Source organism: Pedobacter sp. GQ55, from assembly GCF_059758925.1.
On record NZ_JCAXEI010000007.1, the window covers coordinates 163883 to 182411 of the forward strand.

Annotated in this window: 14 protein-coding genes; 8 read left to right on the top strand and 6 right to left on the bottom strand. The window is 39.2% G+C overall.

What is annotated here, in order from left to right:
* Positions 1 to 7: 7 nt before the first annotated feature.
* The gene (locus AC6CH7_RS18620; RefSeq protein ID WP_498264167.1) at positions 8 to 1690 is read right to left on the bottom strand and encodes a hypothetical protein; all 1683 of its coding nucleotides are present in this window, start codon (positions 1688 to 1690) and stop codon (positions 8 to 10) included.
* A gap of 150 nt (positions 1691 to 1840) precedes the next feature.
* Between AC6CH7_RS18620 and AC6CH7_RS18625 the strand changes: the two genes are divergently transcribed.
* The 5 genes from AC6CH7_RS18625 to AC6CH7_RS18645 all read left to right on the top strand — a co-directional run bounded on the left by AC6CH7_RS18625 (position 1841) and on the right by AC6CH7_RS18645 (position 9099).
* Positions 1841 to 4330 carry a glucosidase family protein gene (locus AC6CH7_RS18625; protein WP_498264168.1) on the top strand — a complete coding sequence of 830 codons (2490 nt, stop codon included), beginning with the start codon at positions 1841 to 1843 and terminating at the stop codon, positions 4328 to 4330.
* A 154-nt stretch (positions 4331 to 4484) separates the two neighbouring features.
* Positions 4485 to 6428, top strand: a complete 1944-nt coding sequence (locus AC6CH7_RS18630) for a prenyltransferase/squalene oxidase repeat-containing protein (RefSeq protein ID WP_498264169.1) — start codon at positions 4485 to 4487, stop codon at positions 6426 to 6428.
* Complete coding sequence (locus AC6CH7_RS18635) at positions 6418 to 7614, top strand: site-2 protease family protein (RefSeq protein WP_498264170.1); 1197 nt, start codon at positions 6418 to 6420, stop codon at positions 7612 to 7614. Before AC6CH7_RS18630 ends, AC6CH7_RS18635 begins: the two co-directional genes overlap by 11 nt.
* Before the next feature lie 45 nt (positions 7615 to 7659).
* Positions 7660 to 7821 carry a hypothetical protein gene (locus AC6CH7_RS18640; RefSeq protein ID WP_498264171.1) on the top strand — a complete coding sequence of 54 codons (162 nt, stop codon included), beginning with the start codon at positions 7660 to 7662 and terminating at the stop codon, positions 7819 to 7821.
* 120 nt (positions 7822 to 7941) lie between these two features.
* On the top strand, positions 7942 to 9099 hold the full coding sequence (locus AC6CH7_RS18645; RefSeq protein ID WP_498264172.1) for a carboxypeptidase-like regulatory domain-containing protein: 1158 nt from the start codon (positions 7942 to 7944) through the stop codon (positions 9097 to 9099).
* Between the two features lie 243 nt (positions 9100 to 9342).
* On the opposite strand, the gene AC6CH7_RS18650 is transcribed toward AC6CH7_RS18645, so the two are convergent.
* From AC6CH7_RS18650 to AC6CH7_RS18660, 3 genes are all read right to left on the bottom strand, one after another.
* Positions 9343 to 10032 carry a nucleotidyl transferase AbiEii/AbiGii toxin family protein gene (locus AC6CH7_RS18650; protein WP_498264173.1) on the bottom strand — a complete coding sequence of 230 codons (690 nt, stop codon included), beginning with the start codon at positions 10030 to 10032 and terminating at the stop codon, positions 9343 to 9345.
* The gene (locus AC6CH7_RS18655) at positions 9987 to 10304 is read right to left on the bottom strand and encodes a DUF6922 domain-containing protein (protein ID WP_498264174.1); all 318 of its coding nucleotides are present in this window, start codon (positions 10302 to 10304) and stop codon (positions 9987 to 9989) included. The genes AC6CH7_RS18650 and AC6CH7_RS18655 overlap by 46 nt, the downstream gene beginning before the upstream one ends.
* Positions 10305 to 10402: 98 nt before the next feature.
* Positions 10403 to 10600: a hypothetical protein gene (locus tag AC6CH7_RS18660; RefSeq protein ID WP_498264251.1), complete on the bottom strand. Its 198-nt coding sequence runs from the start codon at positions 10598 to 10600 to the stop codon at positions 10403 to 10405.
* On the opposite strand from AC6CH7_RS18660, the gene hemW reads away from it, so the two are divergent.
* The gene (gene hemW / locus AC6CH7_RS18665) at positions 10538 to 11683 is read left to right on the top strand and encodes a radical SAM family heme chaperone HemW (RefSeq protein WP_498264249.1); all 1146 of its coding nucleotides are present in this window, start codon (positions 10538 to 10540) and stop codon (positions 11681 to 11683) included. The genes AC6CH7_RS18660 and hemW overlap by 63 nt on opposite strands.
* 3 nt (positions 11684 to 11686) lie before the next feature.
* Complete coding sequence (locus AC6CH7_RS18670) at positions 11687 to 12472, top strand: SDR family oxidoreductase (RefSeq protein ID WP_498264175.1); 786 nt, start codon at positions 11687 to 11689, stop codon at positions 12470 to 12472.
* Positions 12473 to 12597: 125 nt separating this feature from the next.
* Here the strand turns inward: AC6CH7_RS18670 and lacZ are convergent, their stop codons facing one another.
* Positions 12598 to 15756 carry a beta-galactosidase, LacZ type gene (gene lacZ, locus AC6CH7_RS18675; protein WP_498264176.1) on the bottom strand — a complete coding sequence of 1053 codons (3159 nt, stop codon included), beginning with the start codon at positions 15754 to 15756 and terminating at the stop codon, positions 12598 to 12600.
* 142 nt (positions 15757 to 15898) lie between these two features.
* Between lacZ and AC6CH7_RS18680 the strand changes: the two genes are divergently transcribed.
* On the top strand, positions 15899 to 17218 hold the full coding sequence (locus AC6CH7_RS18680) for a DUF3472 domain-containing protein (RefSeq protein ID WP_498264177.1): 1320 nt from the start codon (positions 15899 to 15901) through the stop codon (positions 17216 to 17218).
* Positions 17219 to 17261: 43 nt separating this feature from the next.
* Here the strand turns inward: AC6CH7_RS18680 and AC6CH7_RS18685 are convergent, their stop codons facing one another.
* Positions 17262 to 18527, bottom strand: coding sequence for a DUF1501 domain-containing protein (locus AC6CH7_RS18685; protein WP_498264178.1), 1266 nt, complete (start codon positions 18525 to 18527; stop codon positions 17262 to 17264).
* Between the last annotated feature and the right edge of the window lie 2 nt (positions 18528 to 18529).

Genomic DNA, 18529 nt, shown 5'->3' on the forward strand with positions numbered 1-18529 from the left:
AATCTCTCTACTTTTTACCAGAAAAATCAACCTGTACAGTGTTCTTATTTGGCTTTATCCTGAAAACTGTTTTATCATCTGGCTTACTAAAGGTACCTTTAATTGCTGTAATAGAATAGTTCATTCCTTCAAACTGACAATCAATTTTATCGGCATTGATTGCTTTAAAAGGGAGCACTGCATTTTCTGCAGCGGTCATATCTAAGAACCAGTTGATAGGCTTGTTTCCTTTAACACTTAATGTCATTTGCCTTTCATCAATATCCATTACCAACGATGCATCCTTGTCTTTTAAGGGCCATACGATGTGTAATTTTCCAGTAGCCGGACTTTCTATAACCGGATCACCTCCTTCAAGCAATACTTCTTTACCATCCTCCAATGCTTTAAAACGCATACCCGCTATAGCACCTGGCTTACTCCAAATATAACCATCTACAAAAGGAAGTGTAAAAAAAGAGCACTCATTAGAGGTCGCTTTATCTTTGGTATAAACGGAAGGGAATTCCTCATTAAATAGGTGAATATCACGAAAGTTTAAAGATCTGTTTTCCCACAATAAATTAACCCTATAGAACCTGCTATTGAACCATACTGTTTTACGGTTACTTCCTGGAAGGTCGGTATTTACTGTAACAGAGGTTGCCGGGGTTATCTTGTAATTATCTTTAAACCACTGGCCGGATTCTGCCAATGTTTCTACTTTTACTTTGTTCTGGTCTCTAAGCTTTGCAATTAGCGGCAACTGAATTTGAAAGCCTTTCGACATTGCATCCCAGGTAAACGAATTCTCCTGACCTGCCTGAGTGTAGGCAAATTCCATAGATTCTCCTTCAACAAATTCTTTAAAGAACCAGTTTACCCAGGTAGAATCCCCTCCGGCATCAGGATAAACAGGTTCAAGTGTAATTACTCCTTGCCTGTCGGTACCTAAACCATTATCGTATTGACGGATTGGATCGCTTCCAAGCATCCTGAAAATAGGAACAGGCAATTGGTTCTTTTCATTTTGTGCGGGCATGTATGAATTTATTTTGCTTGGATAGTAAGCCTGATTCCAATAGCCACCCCATAAGGTATAGCCATCTGTACCTACCTGATCTTTACAATTGCTGGATGCTATAATATGATATTTTTCGTACAGGTAATTTAAGGTATGAGAATCAATGAACCAAGAGCCCACGGATTTAGGATAGTAGCCAAAAATGCTCTTAAAATCGGCCATATACACATCTGCTAGCTTCTCACGTTCTTCGGGAGAATATCCAGTTGAAAAGCCGATATCAGCATGCCAGTCCCATGGGTAACGGCCACGCCATTTCAGTCCGGCTTTCTCTACCATTGGTTGTGGAATTTCCCACCATGCACCGATTTCAAAAGCATCCTTGGGTAAGCTTTTTAGCAGCTTTTGATAGCGGCTATCCATCAAGGCATCATATTGTAATAAGAAAGTACCTCCTAAGTGGTACTTCTTCATCATTTCAACTTGCTTAACTACCGTTTGATAAAGCACATCCTCAGTAATCTTTGGATCTCTGGGTTCAAGCAAACGGATAAAATTCACGATATTGATGATCTTTGGTTTTGGCTTTTCTTTGGTATGACCAGAAAATGGACTTGCAATACCTGCAAGAAAGCAAAGTAAAAATAGGAAGCTTGTTCTCATTGGAATATAAATGGTTTTCTTCAATTACCACAAATTTAACGCTATGAAATCCTTAACCATCCTGTACTGTTCTGATAAACAGGTATCAAAAAGTATAAAGAAAATGTTCTTTACTATAAAAGCGCTATTTTGATTTCCGGTTAGCTTTGATAGATATTCCGAAAATTTATAATAATGAGACTTACCCTGATACTTTCCTTTTTCCTGTTTCTTTTTCATGGTGCTTGTTTGTCTATTGAAATAGTGAATCGTGATATTAAGCATAACGTTAATGCTAAAACAATTACGATCACTGTTCCCGATAAAAAAACATCAATTACAATTGATTACTCAAATGGCTGTGTAATTAAACAATTGAGTTTAAATGGGAAAAATACGCTTTCTCCGTCAGGGGTTTATACCGGAATCAGAACAAGCAATGCAACCTTCTCTTCGGCCGATGACAATAAGCATATCACTGTTACTAAAAATGCAAATGGGATAACGTTAAGTGGCATTAGCTATGGGAATGGGGCAATTTCGGTGAAAGAAATATGGGATTTTAAATTGAATGGCAACAAGATAATTTGGGATATCACACGTGATTATGATAATGATGCTAATCTTGAGGATATGGCATTTCCTAAATGGAATTTTACTGACCTATCAGTCTGGAAAGGAGGAATTATGGATAATGGAGGCATGGTTTGGTGTAAATACCTTAAACAGGTAAACGACACCTATGGAGTACATACAGGCGGGGTAACATTCTGGAATACCGAATCTGGAGATGCTTTGCGTATTACTGCAAAAACCGATAAAGGCAAAGAAATTGCTTCCAAATATTCACATAGCGATAAAAATGAGTTTACCTATACGCAGTTAATAACAGACACACAACTGTCTCAGCGCTACGACTTAAGCAGGTTTGTTTCGCAAAAGGCTGATGTATTTGCTCCTTTTGAAGTTAAAAAAGGGAAGATTAAAGTGAGTTTCGAATTGCAATATGTGGATTATAACCGTGAGTATTCAAGGGGAACGTTGGCTGGTATAGATGCGGTGGCGGTACGGGAACTACTAAACACAACCGGGAGGTATGGTGTTGTAGATAATAACATAATAGGGGCAAATGGCTGGTTAACCAATTGGAAGTGTTTGCATGAGCCTTTCTTTGCCCAGATCGGGATGGCAGTTAATGACCAGAACTATACCAACAACATGTCGGCAACGCTTGATCAGGAGCGGGATCAGGCCATGCTTAGCGATGGCCGTGTTCTATCGCGTTGGCATAATGCTGCTGGTGATGAGATACCGGGAACATACAATTCTAAAACCGGATATTATGAAGCAATGTGGGGTTATACAATAGACTCTCAAACAGGTTACGTGATTAATACCAGTGAGCAATTTGATTTAACCGGAAACGTTGATTGGCTGCGATCTCACCAATTGAGTGTGGAAAAGGCTTTGGATTGGCTGATCAAACGCGACTCGAACAACAATGGGATTTTTGAAATGATGAATGATGGTATTGCAGATAAAAAAGCAAGCGATTGGTTAGATATTGTGTGGGCAAGTTTTGAGAATTCTTTTGTAAATGCACAGATGTATGAGGCATTGACCCTGTGGTCTAAATGCGAAAAAGTATTGGGCGACCAGCGAAAATCAGATCACTATTCGGCAATAGCCTCGTGTTTAAAAACCGCTTTCAACAAGCCGGTTGAGGAAGGTGGATTTTGGTCGGCTGCTAAACAGCAGTATGTATATTGGCGAGACAAAGATGGGTCTGTACATGGAGATAATCTGGTTACTCCAGTAAATTTTGCGGCTATAGCATTTGGTATATGTGATGATCCGAAAAGAATAGCGATGATCCTTGATCAGATAGAGCAGAGATCTAAAGCTGAAAATCTTTTTCACTGGCCTTTATGCTTTGATTCTTTCAAAAGAGAAGAGGTTAGTGAGGGCAACTGGCCTTTCCCTAAATATGAAAATGGTGACATATTTCCAACCTGGGGATACCTTGGTGTAAGGGCTTATGCGAAATACGATAAGGCCATTGCGCTTAAATACATCAATAACTTGCTGGACCAGTATAAAAAGGATGGGCTCTCTTCTCAGCGATATAGCAGGACTACTCAACTTGGATTGGGTGATGATATTTTGGCCGGCATAAGTACAAGTATTACAGCTTTGTACAGAGATATTTATGGAATTAGGCCTAAATGGAACAGAATGGGATTGGAACCGAATATGAGTAGCACACTAAACGGGACAAAACTCTCTTATACAAACCGCAGCACAGTTTATAACCTGGAACTAGGTGTTAACGACTATTTAATGAGCACCACTGGTTTTTCAATAAAAAGTAAAGAAAGCTTTGGTGCAAATAAGACAGGCACCATACTTACTTATTATCCGCACAATGACAACGTGATGTTGCTTCAGATTAACGCCGCTACCAATCGCAGTATCAATATGGAGATTAACTCATGGGACGCTGATGCATATTCATGGACCGTTGCCTCGCCTGATAAATATCAATTTATAATCAAGGGGCTGGTGCCTGGCAAAAAGTATGAATTAACTATAAATGGAGTTGCTAAGCATTTTGCATCAAAAAGTGATGGTAGCTTTTCAATTGAACATATATGCAAATCGACCACTAAATTTGTGGTGAAATAATCGACATGTTTAACACAATTAGATAAAAAATACTGGTTTTCAGTGATTGACCAGATAAATCTCATTGATTAAATTTAATTTCTAATACTTTAGAACGTAAAAACCCAAATAAATATTGGTTTTTGCAATTTCCGTTTAAGTCAAGGGTTAAATCATGAGTAAAACTACTGCCCAGTTTAGTGAATATGTGAATATGCTTTTCCTTGAAAACGCAACAAAAGAAGCGCTTACTGCTTCAGATTTATATCATTCACATAGCTTTTATCTTAACTTGATTCCCCTTCTTACTGAGAATGGTAAAAATGATATTAATATACCAGCAGCCAAACTTGAAAAATTAGGCTTCGCCAGCTACCTTTATTTTAGGGCACTATTGGTTTATGACCATATGACTGATAGCCAGACGGGAGCGGCAGAGAAGAAAACGAATCTTTATCTTTTTTTTTGTTTTTTAGAGCGATCAGTAGCAGAGCTGGGAAGGCTGTTCGAAAACAGCAATCCTTTTTGGCAGTGCTTTGAAGCCTGTAAATTGGAGTACTTTAACACCACCTTCTTAGAAAAACAATGGTCACAAAAAAGACCCGTAATTACTGAAGCAGTATTTAAAAAAGTTGCTGCCGGTAAGTCTGCTGTGTGCAATGCTATTGTTTATGCATTGAATGGATTGATGCCTAACGATTTTCAGGATACCCCCAATTGGTTAGAATGTCTGCAGCACCTGCATATCGGATTTCAATATCTTGATGATCTCGACGATTTTAAAAAAGATGGAATAGAACAACAATGGACATATGCGCATAGCCTGGTGGAGGAAGCAATTAAAGAACAAGGACATGATTTATCCACAGTTTCAGGTGATGCTAAATACCGCTATCTTTTTCTTTCAGGCATAGCTGTAAGAAATTTGGAGAATGCCATTGACCATTTCCAGCTTGCAAAAGCAGCAGCAGCAAAAACACAACTTAACGGGCTTGTGACATTTATCACAAGCAAAGAAGAAAGATGCCATAACCAGATACGGGAAATAAGTCTGCTTATTGAAAAAACAAAGGACAAGGCCGGAAAAAGCAACGGTCATTTACAGGCCAGAACAATACAGCACTCAACCACGGCAGGAATAGATTTTATGGCGGGCTCCTTACATGAGGATGGTTACTGGCGCGATTTTCTGACCTCGGCCGGCTTTGGCAAAGATTGGATTACCGCTTATGTTGCGCTCCAGCTTTCGGATATACCAGGGAACGAAGCACTGATAGCAAAAGCATCTGAGCAATTACTTTTCCGAACTGAAACAGCGTATAATGAAAATATCATCGCTGACGCTGACTCTATTAATTTTTTTATATGGATGCAAAAGAACAAGGGGGGGAATGTACCGGAAGCGACAATGGCTAGCTGGCGCTCGTTTATGCATGGTAATGGTGGGTGGGCGACTTATAACAATGAAATATCGCTGCGGGAAAAGCTAGGTTTGGAAAAAGATGTAAGCGTTGCAGGTTGGTTAATGCCGCATAACTGTGTGTCGGCTGTAGCCGCCTGTGTATTATCTTTTATGGAAACCTGTGAGGGTTACGACGATACCATTGGTTATTTACTCAAACAACAACACGATGAAGGATATATTTCATCGTACTGGTGGACCAGTCCAATCTATGCCACCTCATTTAGCTTAATGGCACTTAGTAAAACACAGAAACATGCAGATGCTGCAGCAAGAATGGCAGGCTGGTTAGGCAATATGCAAAACTCAGACGGCTGCTGGTATAATCCTGCTGTAAATGAGCCCAGTGCATTATATACTGCGCTAGCCATGAAAGCACTATTGCAATTCAACGACAAGCGCTATTTAGAAAAAATACAGAAAGGTGCAGATTGGCTTTTAAGGCACCAAACCAGCGATGGTAGCTGGCTCACCAACCGGGTACTGTTACTTCCTGCAACAAATGTTACCCGGCTAGATACTGTTGAGCACTGGCGCAAAAGCTCATTTGGCGTCAATGTAATAATAGACGATCATAATCGTGTTTTCACAACGGCTACAGTATTAAATACGCTGCATTTGTACGAACAAAAATATTTCCTGATCCATGCTAGTTAAAGACCTCTCTCTTTCAGAAACAGACAACAGCCGATGGATATTAAAAACCATGGACGGCCGCCATATATTGCTTAATCAGGCAAGCGCGATGCTAGTGCAGCTATTGCAGAAACATCATGGCTATGAAGAAGCTGCACAGGCCTTTAACCTGCATTTTAATACAGACCTGGGTACCGAAGCATTTCGCCAGCTTACAAAGGAAAAGCTGTCCGGCTTTCAAATACTAATAGAAGAAGAAAATGGCAAGGTTCAGAAAAAGGGAAAATATCTGCATCTGCAGGTACCATTTTTTTCAGCTTCAGTAGCAGGAGCTTTGTCGGCCCCTTTTGTTTTCCTGTATTCGCCACGCTTATTTTCCATGTTGATTGCCATACTTGGGGGCGTAATTGCGTGGGTGCTGATGAATTATCCATCACAGCAAGCCTTCACATGGGCAAATGTCAACCTGTTACTTCTCTCCTTTTTGGTTTATCCTTCGGTGCTTATACACGAACTTGGACACATTGCGGCCTCTCGTGCAGCTGGTGTAGAACACGGAGAGGTCGGTTTTGCCTTTTATCTTATTTTTCCTGTGTTGTATTCAGATGTAACCAACATTTGGCAAGCGCCTAAAAGGCGCCGTATCATAGTAAATCTAGCTGGTGCAACCAATGAGCTGCTTTATGCTGTTTGTCTGTTTCTGATTTTTTATTTTACAGGCAACAAAACCCTGCTGGCCGCCTTTTATCTCATCAGTCTGAAAATATTGTTCGAACTAAATCCTTTTGTGCGTATGGATGGTTACTGGGTATTTTCAGATATTACCAATACACCGAATCTGCTACCAAAGGCAAATAAACTGGTGAAGGAGGTTTTCGGAGCACTTTTTTCACGCAGCAAACACTTGCCTGTTGTTTTTAGCCGAACAGATAAATGGCTATTTATTTACGGTATGGCTAACACTGCTTCTATTTTAATTTATATGGGATTTATGCTTGTAAGCCACTTTGATAGTATAATTCATTTTCCGGCTATCCTGCTAGACCTGTTTATGAAAATGATAAGACTGGAACTTTCATTCAACAACTTGAAAAGTGAATATCTTTTTGTATTTATTTTTTATTGGCTAGTGGGGAGGATATTGTACCATTTTATTATAAAAAACTCGCGGGTTACATCAGCTAAGTTAGACCGGGTGGCTTACTGATGTCTATTTAATTTCATCCGGATAACCTATTAATTATTTACTATTATGAAAAATTCAACCGAAGAATTACAGAACTATCAGCCAGAGTTGATTGAACTGTTCGAAGTAGAAGAGCTGGAAGAGAGAATGGAGTTTGCAGGATGGGGCGTTTCTGCTACAGCTAGTAATGACGGCTGGTCAGCAACTGTGTCCTGGAGCCAGAACTAACAACCTACAGTAGGAGCATGGTATGGCGCAATACCAGTGCTCCTATTTTTATTCCTTATTTACATAGACATGCGATTCGGTCAGATTCTTATTCTTCATTGCCTTGGTTTTACTTTTTGTATGCCGGAGCTTTTTGCCCAGGTATATCCAGGCATTAAGCTGTATGGAATTGTTGCAGAATCAACTAATAAACAACCCTTGCCCAATGCAAGCATTTACAATGATCAGAATCACAATGCTACCCTAAGTAATGATCAAGGTGGTTTTGAGATTTATGCAGATGCCCTTCCTGTTACATTAAACATATCTTACGTCGGTTATCAGGCTCAGAAAATTACGGTGAGGGATACTGCACAACAATTATCGATCGTGCTTAGCCCTGCATCCATCAGCCTTGATACGGTGGTGGTGGGCGGTGATGGTGCGGTCCAGCTGATCAGGAAAGCATTTGAAAAGATTTATCCCCATGCCACCAAGAAGTATTATGGCAAAGGATACATCAGGCAGTTCACTAAGGAGGGTGATACCTACACTGGCATGCAGGAAGCTATATTTAACGGCCAATGGCAGAGTTTTGCCATGACTGGCTGGCAACCGCTACAAACGAGGTATGCTAATCTGGAGAAAAGTATGATCAGCTTTACAAACTTTAGTTTCTTTAGCTTTATGTCTACAGGATATTTGCCAAGTAATGTGGTACGAAAGCCTGTAACGAAAAGACCGGATTCTCTGTATGATTGCCGTATCAGCCAATATATAACGGGAAGTAATATGCATGAAATTGCTGTGATTATGTGTACCCCTAAAAGTAACAAGACAGATAATATGTTTGTTGGAAAGATATTCATTGATACTGAGAACTACGACGTATTGAAACTTGACGGGAAGATCCTTAACTTTTCATTTGATCTGAGCGGCCCACTAAAATTAAAAGACACAGAAGTAAATACGATAGTGAATTTTAAAAAGACTGTAGATGGTGCTATCGTTCTTGACTTTGCAGATATTAAATTCACCAGCAAGGCCACATTTGGTTTTGTGACGGCTAAGAAATTGTTTTATGATGCAAAAATCTTAATGTATGATTACGATGATGCACTTTCGAAAGAGAAATACATGATCATCACACCAAAGATCCGCGATGTGGGATTGATGAAGAACATTCCATACAGCAGTGACACATGGGATCGTAATACTAGGATTTCACATACTCCGTTGGAAAACGAGATTATACGTTCTTTTGAACGCCGTAAACTAATTAGTAATTACCTTCGCTAATCTGATCAGCTCTTTATAGTCTCCATACTCCTGAATACAGACGTTTCTTCTGTACACAAGTCATTTTTATACCTTATTTTTGCCAGATGTCCGGAATAGAATTAACATCTTATAATCAACACATTACACCGACAAAACAACAAATAAGTAACACAAAACACTACATCTGAGGATGTAAATTTTATCTGTAAATACCAAAGTGAAATCTCGGTTTCGTAGATCGCAAATGCACGAGGAGCATAATTATCTGCTCAGCCCACGATTTCGGGATTGCTTTTGGTCCCGCTGCTTTAATTCATAGATTTGAGTGAAAACCTTTGTAGGATGCAAAGTCATTTGTCCTAACCTCTGCTCGATATCCTTCCACTTATATTTAGCGTCAATCATTTCAATAGGCTCATTAAAATTAATGTCCCTATGATAATCCAGTGCTTTAATCACCATAGCGGGATTTCTTGATGAATATTTCTCCTCATAAGCATCTACCATTTGTGATAGTGTCATGAAAGAAGAAAGATATGCAATATCAATGAAGTCCTTTAATCTCGTTCCATTACCAGAAATGGCATTAAGTTTCATTGCAGCAATATCATCAGGAGAAGCCATGCGCACACTATCAAAATTTAATAATGGTTTAACCAATGGATAATTGTGTGTAATAAGATCAACTTTAACCCCACTAATTTCTCCCTTAAGGGTATTTTTAGATTGATAATCCAACTGAAATTTGTACTTATCTTCCAAATCAGACAGCATCTGGTTGTCATCAAATGAAGCTATAGTAAACAAATCCAGATCAATGCTTATCCGATGGCCAATTTGCAAAGACAAAGCCGTTCCGCCGACTAGGAAAAAAGCCTTCAGCAATTCATCATTCATTAAAGTGTTTAGGAGTTCCAGTGTAGATTCACTGACTGTTTCTTTTCGTAGCATTTCATTGAAGTTATGGGTATATTAAATTGATGGCTTACAAAGATCATATCTTTATCATTCAGATAAGCCAAATTTTTAATGGCCAATTTTACCCCTTCGACCCCATATTTGTTTAATATAAAATACCAGTCTTTTGGCCATCCTCGCTCAATTACCCTTTGAACAACTACATCACGCATTTCGTTATAATCAAAATCACTGAGGTTAAACTCCCAGAGCAATTTTGGATTAAGGGTTACATCAGGAAAATTTTTATAGTCACCAAAATACATAATCTTTCTTTCCTACACTGTTTAACAAAAATACGGAATATCCATGTTAAAGGCAATAAAAATATAAAGAATGAGAGGAATCGTCGTAGATCATTTTACTAAAAAAATCTCTCTATAATCTCAAAATGGTGTCTCTTCGGGTTTAATCGGATCAGCTCCTTATGGCCTTCATATTTCTGACTAAAGACATTATCTTCTGCACACAAGTCATTTTTATACCTTATTTTTGCCAGATGTCCGGCATTTATATCCATATTCCTTTTTGCAAGAAAGCCTGTAGCTATTGCGACTTTCATTTCAGCACTTCTTTAAAATACGTTGATGAGATGACTGATGCGATATGCGAGGAAATTATGCGTAAAAAATCCAGAGTAACCGATCAGATCGGCACTATTTATTTTGGAGGAGGAACACCATCTGTGCTTCCATCAAAAGGCTTTGAAAAAATATTTAATACCATAACTAAGCATTTCTCTGTTTCATCAGATGCTGAAATTACTATTGAAGCAAATCCTGATGATCTTGATGCTAAAAAGATCAGTGAATTAAGACAATTACCTGTTAACAGATTCAGCATTGGAATACAATCTTTTTTTGATGAGGATCTGATATGGATGAACAGAGCCCATAATGCGGGCGAGGCTGAAACCTGTATAAAACGTAGTCAGGATGCAGGATTTGAAAACCTGAGCATCGATCTTATTTATGGCTATCCTTTGCTAACTGACAACAAATGGTTAAGCAATATTAATAAAGCTATTGAATTCCAAACGCCACATATTTCGGCATATTCATTAACAGTTGAGCCACGTACTGCACTTGCAAGTGCCATAAAAAAAGGCAAACAGGCTCCTGTTAATGATGAACAGAGCGCCTCACAATTTATTACGCTTATTGATAAATTAAAAAAAGGTGGTTTTGAGCATTATGAAATTTCGAACTTCAGCAAACCAGGCCAGTATGCCGTTCATAATACCAATTATTGGCGCGGGATTCCTTATTTGGGGATAGGCCCATCCGCTCATGGTTTTAGTGGTAAAACACGATATCTTAATATCGCAAATAATGCAGCTTATTTAAGCGAATTGCAAGCCGGAAAACTCGCCGAAACGATTGAAGAGCTTAGTCTTTACGATAGGTTTAATGAATATATTATGACCTCACTAAGAACAATGTGGGGTACAAGTTTAGCTAAAATTGAGTCAGATTTTGGTAAGGTGTTCTTAACGGACACTATTAAAAATATAAAGCCTTTTATAGAAAGAAAGTGGTTAGAGAATCAGAACGACCATCTTGTTTTAACTTTAGACGGAAAATTATTTGCAGATCATATCGCATCTGAATTGTTTATAACAGAAGATGATCACCTTAAATATTAAGTAATGAATAATAAAGTTGTTTGGATTACCGGAGCATCCTCTGGAATTGGCGAAGCCCTGGTTTATGAATACAATAAAGCAGGAGCAAGATTAATTATATCTTCGCGCAATCGTGATGAGCTATTTCGGGTTAAAACGAATTGCAAGAATCCGGTAAATATTCATGTATTGTCTTTAGATCTTGAAAATACAGCCTCCTTAAGTGGGAAAGCTGAAGAGGCCATTCGTATTTATGGTCACATTGATATTCTGATCAACAGTGGCGGAATTAGTCAGCGCGGGTTGGCTCTGGAAACTGACTTCGAAACTGAACAACGTTTAATGAATGTTAACTTTTGGGGAACAACTATCCTAAGCAAAGCATTGCTACCTAATATGATTGCAAATGGCGGTGGTAATATTGTTTGCATAAGCAGCCTGGTTGGAAAGTTTGGCACAAGGATGCGTTCTGCTTACTCCGCATCAAAACACGCATTGCATGGATATTTTGATTCACTTCGATCGGAGGTGTACGACAAAAAGGTAAACATTACAATTATCTGTCCGGGTTTTATTAAAACCAACGTTACGCTTAATGCATTAACGGCAAATGGCACACCACAGGGCACCATGGATAGCGCACAGGAAAATGGCATGTTAGCAGAAGATTGCGCCAAAAAGATCGTTCAGGCGGTTAAATCAAATAAAGAAGAAGTATACATTGGCGGGAAGGAAGTGAAGGGTGTTTTGTTTAAAAGATTATTCCCTTTAAGATTCTCTAAATACCTTAGAACTGCAAAAGTTACCTAACACTTCACTTGCAATCTGCGAGATGGCAAAAATTGCAAACGTTTGCGCAATCATTTCAAAATCAGAACAAAAGGAATAGTTTAAACAAAAAGGGAACGTAAAATTTACGTTCCCTTTTTGTTTGGCTATTTTATTGGTTTTATCCAGTAAGAATATTCATGCTTTACAAAAGGAACTCTGTATTCCTTTAATGGCATTGAACCCCAACTGTCAATTCCCTGAACGCCACTTTGAATCAAATCCATGTGCAGGTAAATTTTATCCCGCTTAACAAGTTCACCTGAATGATACTGCTGTTTCTCTTCTTCCGGGTCAAGATCATTTAATGAATATGGAAGTGCTGAGAAGTTCAATAAGCTGTCAGCCATACCGAAGCTTAGTCCTTTTCCCTTTTTATCTGTAAAATTCACCCAGCGCACATCTGTTTTATTACCACTTTCCTGTGGACGGGCATATGGAAAATACTGCTCATCGACAGTTTGATTATACAAGCCAATAAATGACCCGGTTTTACGATCCCAATAAGTTTCTCCAGGGCCGCGGCCGTAAAAATTAATCCTATTAAACTCCTTGCTCAATTGCAGATCATTACCGATACGCTGCATTAGCGGATACCTTCCTTTGATGGCTGCAAACTTGTTGTCTACTTTAACCGTTCCATCCCCCCTGACTGTAAATATTTGCGTTACAGTGGCATCACCATTTATCAACTCCTTTGTAAATGTTGCGGTAACATCACCTGATCCATCTTCTTTGATATCTGCCACACTTAGTTTACCTTCAGTGTAAGCATTGCGCCATTTCCTTAAGCTGCTGTTAAAACCTGCACCGATATCATTATCTGTAGGTGCACGCCAAAATGCCGGGATTGGCCCTTCGGCAAGCATTTGGATCCCTTTAATACTGTAGCTGCTCATAATACCCGCTGCCATATCAAAAGCCACAGAAAAGTCTTTGCCTTTTACAAGAGCTTTACCTGACCCTTTTTCTATCAATAATTTGCCATTAGCAGTTGCTATTTTAACGGGTTGAGCTGTACCGCTCCATGCAAATTGTTCTGCTGCGATGTTATATCCTGCCGGCAAAAATGGCTCTTCCTTTTTAAGGTCATAATAAATATTTAAAAAGTATTCTGCTCCCCCCTTAGCCTTGATTTTAATAGGCAAGCTGATCTCCTTTTCTGTTCTTGGATCAATATTTAAAGCACTTATGCTACCTTTCTCCATAACCTTCCCATTTTCCAGAAGTTCCCATGCAAGCCCAACGTTATCCAGGTTCTTAAAGAAGTAAGAATTATTGATGTTGATCTTATTTGACCCGTTATAAGCTGTTTTAATATACTGATATACCTTTTTAACCTCAACAGCCATTGGCGTCATCCCTCTATAATTGGTCACAACACCCTTTACACAAAAATCATTATCACTAAAATCCTGATTAACGGGACCACTTAATGGAAAGTCTCCGCCATATGCATTAATGCGTTTACCATTTTTAACCGTATCAATTGCCTGATCTATCCACTCCCAAATAAAACCTCCCTGTAAATTAGGCTGGCTTTCTATAACATCCCAATATTCTTTAAAGTTACCCAGACTATTGCCCATAATGTGTGCAAATTCGCTCATAATAAGAGGTCTGTCTGGTTTGCTGTTAGCATATTCCTTAAGCCAATTCGGATCTGGATACTGAGGCACAATCATATCTGTATTGTAATCTTCCTCTGCGCGTTCGTATTGTACCGGTCTGATGTCATTTGACTTTAACCAGTCGTAGCCCTCATAAAAATTAATCCCATTTCCTGCTTCATTTCCGAGCGACCACGTGATTACTGACGAATGATTTTTATCGCGTTCATACATTCTTTTAATACGCTCCAAATGAGGAACCCTCCATTGTTTATCATTACCCAGTGTATATGCCAGATCGTAATAGCGGCCATGAGACTCTATATTCGCTTCGTCAACAACATAAAGGCCATATTCATCACATAACTCCATCCAATATGGATCAGGAGGGTAATGAGAATGCCTAACCGAGTTTACATTCAGCTTTTTCATCATCTCCATATCTTTTCTCATATCGGCACGGGTAAGTGTATGTCCTTGGGTTGCATTATGCTCATGACGATTAACACCTTTAAAGAATATCCGCTTACCATTTACCAGAAAGTTGTTATTTATCAGTTCAACCGTACGGAAACCGATGCGCTGAGGAATAACCTCTAACACCTCACCTTTTTTATCTTTAAGCGTGATGAATAGTGTATACAGGTTTGGTGTTTCCGCAGTCCATGCTGCTACATTTTCTACTTGTGTATTAAAACTAACCGTACTTTTAAAATTTCCAAGAACTGTTTTAACCCCTTTTGTTTCATCTTTGTAAACAGACTTACCTTTAGGGTCTATCAGGTCTAGTTCCACAGCAAAGCTATCGGGCTTGCTGTGCATGGTTTTCTTGTCTATTCTGTAATTGTCTATTTCGGCAGTAAGGGAAAGAATTCCGTTTTTATATGACTTATCAAGCGTTGCTACCGCTTTAAAATCTCTTACATCCAATTTCGGTGTAGCATACAGATAAACATCGCGCTCAATACCCGAAATACGCCACATATCCTGACACTCCAGATAACTACCATCACTCCATCGATATACCTGCAATGCAACCAGGTTTTCTCCGGGCTTTACATATTTGGTAATATCAAATTCCGCTGCAAGTTTGCTGTCTTCACTATAACCCACTTTTTTACCATTTACCCAAATATAAAATGCGGATTTTACAGCCCCAAGATGAATGAATACCTGTCGGCCATCCCAATTCTGGGGCAGACTAAATTTCTTACGATAAGACCCTACAGGATTATTATCCACTGGAATATCAAAAGGAGGATTCATTTTAGCGCCCGTGTTTTTACGACCGGCAAATTCATATGGCTGATTTACATAGATAGGCAAGCCATATCCATTGGTCTCCCAATTGGCAGGTACTTTAAAATTATCCCATTTGCTATCGTCGAAATCAGTTTTAAAAAAATCATCCGGGCGCTTGCGCGGGTCCCGTACCCAATTAAATTTCCACTGCCCATTTAGGGTTAAAAAGTATTCGGATTTTTGTTTCTCTCTTTTAGAAGCCAGATTTTTGTTTTCAAAAGCAAAAGACGATGCGCGCATTGGCATTCTATTAACAGAGACTACTTCAGGGGTTTGCAGTTCAGACGGCAATTGCTGTCCAATTACGGCCGAGGTAGCCAATAGAAGAGATAGGGTTGTTAAAAAAGTTTTCATTTGTAGTCTTAGATTGTATTATCCACCCTCGAACCTAATTATATTTTGACTAAAACATTAGCGCAAACGTTTGACTTAAATTTAGTTTAACATTTTAATTATGCTTTTCATACATTTAATTTATAACACAAACCACACATAAATGAACATGAAAAGAACCACCCTGTTTCTGCTTGCATTTCAGTTTTTACTTAGCACAGTTTGCCTGGCAAAAACCCAAAATAGCGCAGAATCTGAAACCATTACCATACCGCTTGGCGGGAATGGATGGGTAAACGAAAACTCAACCGCCAACATTAAAAAGGAAGGCATAACCAATTGGTCGGCCGCTAGCGATGTAATTACCCTCTATTTTAGAACAGAATCTGCAGGACAGGCAGAAATTTCTCTAAAATTGAGCGTCCCCGAGGGGAAAAGTAAAATAAGCCTCACTGCAGAGGGCACTACTCTTGTCAAAGAAGTAGGTAATCTTGGCTCTGCTGTTGTTAAAATAGGAAGTATTACGATTAAACGTCCTGGATACGTAAAGATAGAACTAAAAGGACTTTCTAAAACAGGAGGTTTTTTTGCAGAAGTATCTGATTTAATTGTAAGTGGCAGCGAAGAACTGTTAAAAGGTGCTGCCTATGTTAAAAACGATGAAAACAATTACTTTTACTGGGGCCACAGAGGCCCATCTGTACATTTGGGTTACAAAATACCTGTAGAAGCAGAAAACAATACGGAATGGTTTTATAATGAAATTCAGGTTCCGGTAGGTGAAGATAAATTGGGCACATACTTTATGTCGAATGGCTTTAGTGGAGGATATTTTGGGATGCAGGTAAATTCACCTACTGAACGCAGAGTGTTATTTTCTATCTGGAGCCCATTCTCTACTGACGACCCTAAATCTATTCCTGACAGCATGAAGGTTATATTGCTTAAAAAAGGAAACACAACAAAAACAGGTGAATTTGGCAATGAAGGTTCTGGTGGCCAGAGCTATATGCTTTACCCTTGGAGGGCCGGAAAAAGTTATGCCTTTTTAATAAGGGCGCAACCTGATAAAGATAAAAAAACGACGATATATACTGCCTATTTTAAGGATTTGGAAAAAGGAAACTGGCAACTTGTGGCCAGCTTTGAACGTCCAAAATCTGGAGAATATTTAAAGGGGCTCCACTCGTTCTTGGAAAACTTCTCCCCAACGACAGGCGATCAATCCCGCAAAGCAAATTATAAAAATCAATGGGCTATTGATGCTCAAGGTAACTGGCATGAAGTTACCGCAGCAACGTTTACGGCTGATGCTACTGCAAGAGAGAATTATAGGAAAGATTATGCAGGAGGAACAGAAGGTTCGTCGTTCTTTTTAAAGAATTGTGGATTTTTTAATGATTTCACTCCAATAAAAACTCCTTTACAAAGAAAACCATCTGGAAAAGAGCATCCTGAAATTGATTTTAAAAAACTGCCGTAAAGAAACTCTTGAGGGTGTTTAAAGTAAGTTTTGAACACCCTTATTAGCTCATCACTCCTATTTTTGAACCAGTCCAGTCAGGGAATAGCACTTTATCATTATGAATTCTTAAATGCTTATCGGCGACCTCGCTAAACACAGCCCTAAAATCTGTCGTAACCGCAAGATCTCTTCCATCCTCAAGGTTTTCAACTGCAAGGGGATTCACAATACCATGTACTAATCCTCCTTTTACTCCATTTCCAAGAATAAAGTTGCAGGAAGCCCTGCCGTGATCTGTTCCTCCGGTTCCGTTTTGTTTTACTGTTCGGCCAAACTCAGTCATGGTCATAACCGTTACGTCATCTTGTAGGGTATCTATGTCTGTCCAAAAAGCCATGATACTTTCACTAAGATCATTCACATTTCTTGCAAAGATTCCGGTTTCTCTTCCCTGGTTAAAGTGAGTATCCCACCCTCCTGATTCAGCAAATGCCACCTCCATCCCTACATTCATTTTTATGAGCTGCGCAATCTGCTTCAAAGAATTTCCTAAAGCCGAGTTGGGATAAGCGGCTCCACTAGTAGGTTTATAATTCTTCACATCTGTTTTTTGAAGCATTTTTATGGCTTCAAAGCTCTCTTTCCCTGTTTCCTTTAATAGACCAGAGGAAGTTTGATCGTATAGATCTTCAAAGCTTTTAGCAGCCATGTTGGCTCCGTTGACATTGCCTCTCATTTGAATGTTAAAATCTCGCAGGCTGCTAATGGCTACTGCAGGATTATCCCCATAAAAAGATCTTGGCAGCGATGAAGTTAAGCTAACTCCTCTGAGGGGTGTTCCTCCATCATGTCCAAGCAAACCAACGGCTCTGTTTAACCACCCACTTTCTGTGCTCTTTCTAAACGGTGTACCTGATTCCATGTAATCCTGTGCATCGAAATGAGAGCGTGTATTATTTGGAGAACCTATTCCATGTACTATTCCCATTCTTTTTTCTCTGAATACCTGTTCAAAGGCGCCCATTGAAGGGTGCAATCCAAAACGGCCATCCAAATCTATTAATGATTTATTTGCAGAAGTTTTAGCAGCAGACATAAACAGAGAGGGTCTTGCGGTCTTTAAATATTCATCTGTGAAAGGGGTCACTGCCATTAACCCATCCATAGCTCCCCGCTGAAAAATGCAAACAAGTGTTTTCCTTCTTTCAAAAAGGCCGGGTTGCATTATTCCAGCAACGGCATCGGCCAGAAAACCTGGTACGCCACCCATCCCTATTCCAAATAAGGCAAGGCCTCCTGCTTTTAAAAATCCCCTTCTTGATGTCATGA

Bases quoted from the DNA above. Each gene is read 5' to 3' on its own strand.
- AC6CH7_RS18625 (WP_498264168.1), top strand. From the start codon at position 1,841: ATGAGACTTACCCTGATACTTTCCTTTTTCCTGTTTCTTTTTCATGGT.
- AC6CH7_RS18630 (WP_498264169.1), top strand. From the start codon at position 4,485: ATGAGTAAAACTACTGCCCAGTTTAGTGAATATGTGAATATGCTTTTC.
- AC6CH7_RS18635 (WP_498264170.1), top strand. From the start codon at position 6,418: ATGCTAGTTAAAGACCTCTCTCTTTCAGAAACAGACAACAGCCGATGG.
- AC6CH7_RS18640 (WP_498264171.1), top strand. From the start codon at position 7,660: ATGAAAAATTCAACCGAAGAATTACAGAACTATCAGCCAGAGTTGATT.
- AC6CH7_RS18645 (WP_498264172.1), top strand. From the start codon at position 7,942: ATGCCGGAGCTTTTTGCCCAGGTATATCCAGGCATTAAGCTGTATGGA.
- AC6CH7_RS18650 (WP_498264173.1), bottom strand. From the start codon at position 10,032: ATGCTACGAAAAGAAACAGTCAGTGAATCTACACTGGAACTCCTAAAC.
- AC6CH7_RS18655 (WP_498264174.1), bottom strand. From the start codon at position 10,304: ATGTATTTTGGTGACTATAAAAATTTTCCTGATGTAACCCTTAATCCA.
- hemW (WP_498264249.1), top strand. From the start codon at position 10,538: ATGTCCGGCATTTATATCCATATTCCTTTTTGCAAGAAAGCCTGTAGC.
- AC6CH7_RS18660 (WP_498264251.1), bottom strand. From the start codon at position 10,600: ATGAAAGTCGCAATAGCTACAGGCTTTCTTGCAAAAAGGAATATGGAT.
- AC6CH7_RS18670 (WP_498264175.1), top strand. From the start codon at position 11,687: ATGAATAATAAAGTTGTTTGGATTACCGGAGCATCCTCTGGAATTGGC.
- lacZ (WP_498264176.1), bottom strand. From the start codon at position 15,756: ATGAAAACTTTTTTAACAACCCTATCTCTTCTATTGGCTACCTCGGCC.
- AC6CH7_RS18680 (WP_498264177.1), top strand. From the start codon at position 15,899: ATGAACATGAAAAGAACCACCCTGTTTCTGCTTGCATTTCAGTTTTTA.
- AC6CH7_RS18685 (WP_498264178.1), bottom strand. From the start codon at position 18,527: ATGACATCAAGAAGGGGATTTTTAAAAGCAGGAGGCCTTGCCTTATTT.